The 3,075-nt window shown below is 49.1% G+C and carries 2 protein-coding genes; one reads left to right on the plus strand and one right to left on the minus strand.

What is annotated here, in order from left to right; all coding sequences use genetic code 11:
- Window positions 1–482: 482 nt before the first annotated feature.
- Entirely contained in the window at window positions 483–1,823 is a 1,341-nt protein-coding gene (locus tag CINSTRO3249_RS14450; protein WP_074013763.1) for a tail fiber domain-containing protein, read from the minus strand.
- Window positions 1,824–1,971: 148 nt separating this feature from the next.
- Between CINSTRO3249_RS14450 and CINSTRO3249_RS14455 the strand changes: the two genes are divergently transcribed.
- On the plus strand, window positions 1,972–2,664 hold the full coding sequence (locus CINSTRO3249_RS14455) for an Ail/Lom family outer membrane beta-barrel protein (protein ID WP_074013764.1): 693 nt from the start codon (window positions 1,972–1,974) through the stop codon (window positions 2,662–2,664).
- Window positions 2,665–3,075: the final 411 nt, after the last annotated feature.

Raw genomic sequence — 3,075 nt, forward strand, 5'->3', positions numbered from 1 at the left:
GAAAAGCGTCAATGGCGATAATGGCTCCGCGACTACCTAAGGTGCTTTCACAATCCACTCTCCTGTAGTAAAATTAACCACAACGGCCTCCTTGACCGTAGTACTGCTAGATTCATGAAAAAGCCCCGCACTGCTTGTAACAGTCGGGGCTTCCGTTTTTCAGGCACAAAAAAAACCGCTCTCAGCGGTCGGGGTAAGGCTTTATTTCTACATGTGAATCCAACGATCGTTTTTACCGATCGATAAGCGGCATTCGATCGTTATTATCACTTTGCATTATTCCGGTAAAAAGCGGTAAATCCCGTTTTTACGGAAGCGTTTTCTACATGAAGTTATTCAAAGGAATGAAGCGAGCATTTAAGTTAGTGGTAATTGTTGTGCTTATAGCCTACTTTTTGTTTGGCATTATCCTTGCAAAGCTATTCCCCAGCAAAGATGACCTGCCACCTCATTATTATGACGAATAAGCTCTACCCTATGTATCAGGTATTATCTGCATCCTGCTCCACAGACACAGTGCTCATCGATGCCTTAAGCGCATCTATCTCTACCTGCTGTGCTTTCACTTTCGCGGACAGGTCTTTTATTGCTTCAATCAGCAAGGCGGATATGCTGCCGTAAGCAATGGCTTTAACATTCTTGACAACGCTGCCATCATTCTCATGATAATCACCCGAATTGCTCACAGCCTCCGGCAGAACCTTTTCCAACTCATCGGCCATTACACCGGCCTGACGATTTTTGGCAAGGACATAAGTGTAGCCCGTCAGCGTTTCGACTTTTGCAAGACCATTTTCTATTTTCTCAATATCGCTTTTTATCCGCCGGTCAGAGTTATTTTGCCAGTGACCCTGTTGGGCATAGGCATTGCCATCATCCCTAAAAACGAACCACTTCAAATCATTGCCTTTAGCCAGTATCAGACGATGCTCAAAATGATCATTTATTATGTCAGTACTATAGAACTCAGTTCTCATATTCCCGCCGGCATAGGGGTTATACTGCAAACTCGCCGAACGCTGCTCACCACCACTTCGCCCTTTGCCATTAAAATGCAACGTACCTGTTAGATGGCCACCACCAGACAGCGAGACAGCTTTGCCAAATGTCACCCCGCCACTGGCGGTGAGATTACCGCCGACCTCAAGGTTTTGTACCCAATGCAGTCGGTTCGTATTCCATTCGCCGGTTTTGACACCCTGTGCATAGAGCGCCACGCTCCCGTCGCCGTTAGCAATCAGCCCTGAATCAACGTCCCCCACATTAACGGAGTGGGTAAAATGCAGTGCGCCAGTGACGGTGCCGCCGGTTTTATCCAGTTTGCCCTCCAGCGCTGATTTATCAGCTTTGTTCTCAAGCTCTGATTTATCGGCTTTTTTCTCAAGCTCGGATTTATCCACCTTGCTCGCAATATCCGCCGTCAGCTTTTTGAACGAGCTTAACGTGACCTGCGTACCGTCCGGCGCTTCCAGCGTCACCTCACCCTCGCCGGTCATGATTTGTTGCCAGCCGTCCATCTGGCGCTGATAATAGCGAAGCTGGGCCGAGAGCTCACGCCCGAAGTCAACGTATGAGCCGCCGTTATAGGTCACGATGGCGTAGGACGCTTCCTTGACGGCTTTGGGCGGCCCGGACACCAAAAGCAGCTCCGTGTCGCTCACCACGCTGGCAATTTCATACAGCGCCACCGTGCCCGTGCCGGGCAATAGCAACATCTGCCCAGGGCCAATGCCCTGTTTGTTATCCGCCCAGCGGGTGCCGTGACCCGTGGCTTTTTTACTGTTGGCCGCTATAGAGAGCGTACCGGTTTTGTACCATGCCATGCTGGAGGCTCCGTAAATGCATTATTGAAGATTGTTTTTAACGATCGATAGGCGTCATTCGATCGTTGTTACCGCTGTATTTTTTTGTGTCATCGTCGGTGTGATAGTTTTGTCGCGCCCCACCTCATCCAAAAAGGGATATATCATCATGGATAAAACGCGCGTTTTAAAATCAGTTATTGCCTTATCAATTCTCTCTTCATCCGTTGTCCATGCCGCCAAGGGTGACCAGACCCTTTCCATCGGCTACGCCCAGATGAACTCTGACCCGACCAAGGCAGCCTACTCCGCCAATAAGGCCGAATATGAGGCGCGTTTAAAAGCAACCGGTAACGTCTTCTCCCAACATGCCGACAGTGACAAGCAGCCCCAGGGCATGTTTATGCGTTATCGCTACGAGCTGGACGATACCTGGGGGGTGATGGGGGCGATAACCTATGCCGTCGGTGATATGGACAATCACTTTCTATCCGGTGAAAAAGCTAAAAATAAAAAGGACACGAATAAGATAGAAAGGCGATTTAGCAACAGGGTCAAAACTGATTATGTCTCTCTGCTGGCCGGTCCCACTATTAGAGCCAACGAATGGATCAGCGCCTTTGGTTTGCTGGGTGTGGCCCTGCACTCCGTTGAAAACTCCATGTACGAAACCGATAAATCAAGCGTTCCGCCAAAGCAGGTTTCCCGAAACGAAAAATCCAGCAACACTTCGCTGGCTTACGCATTAGGGTTACAGTTTAATGTCTACGAGGGGCTGGTTATTGATGCGGCCTGGGCCGGCTCGGGTAGCGGCGACTGGAAATCTAGCGGCTTTAATCTCGGTGTCGGCTATAAATTCTAAAAATAGTCCGATGCCCATAATACCGGCAAGGGTTTATTGGCATAAATAATCGTCGTGCCGTCTTGTAGGTGTCTATTGGCGTCGTGCAAAAAAGGACCGGGTCCACCTTTGATACCCGCCGAGCTCATCCCGGCATTGGCTTTATACCCCCGCCGTTCCTTATTCCATATCCCCCATGTGAATGCCGGTATCATGGGGGCTTGATGCCAGTTGGGTAATCCAATGGATGAATCACCCCGGATAAATTAGAGTCTATACTTTAAAAGTGGAGGTCTCTATGACAATGAATCACCCCGGATAAATTAGAGTCTATACTTTAAAAGTGGAGGTCTCTATGACAACGACCAAACGTTACTCTCCGGAAGTCCGTGAACGGGCAGTTAATCTAGTGCTGGAAACTCAGCATGAGCA

The organism is Candidatus Sodalis sp. SoCistrobi (genome assembly GCF_900143145.1).
Classification (GTDB): Bacteria; Pseudomonadota; Gammaproteobacteria; order Enterobacterales; family Enterobacteriaceae; genus SoCistrobi.

Excerpts from the sequence above, each read along its gene's own strand:
- CINSTRO3249_RS14450 (WP_074013763.1), bottom strand. The coding sequence starts at position 1,823 with ATGGCATGGTACAAAACCGGTACGCTCTCTATAGCGGCCAACAGTAAA.
- CINSTRO3249_RS14455 (WP_074013764.1), top strand. The coding sequence starts at position 1,972 with ATGGATAAAACGCGCGTTTTAAAATCAGTTATTGCCTTATCAATTCTC.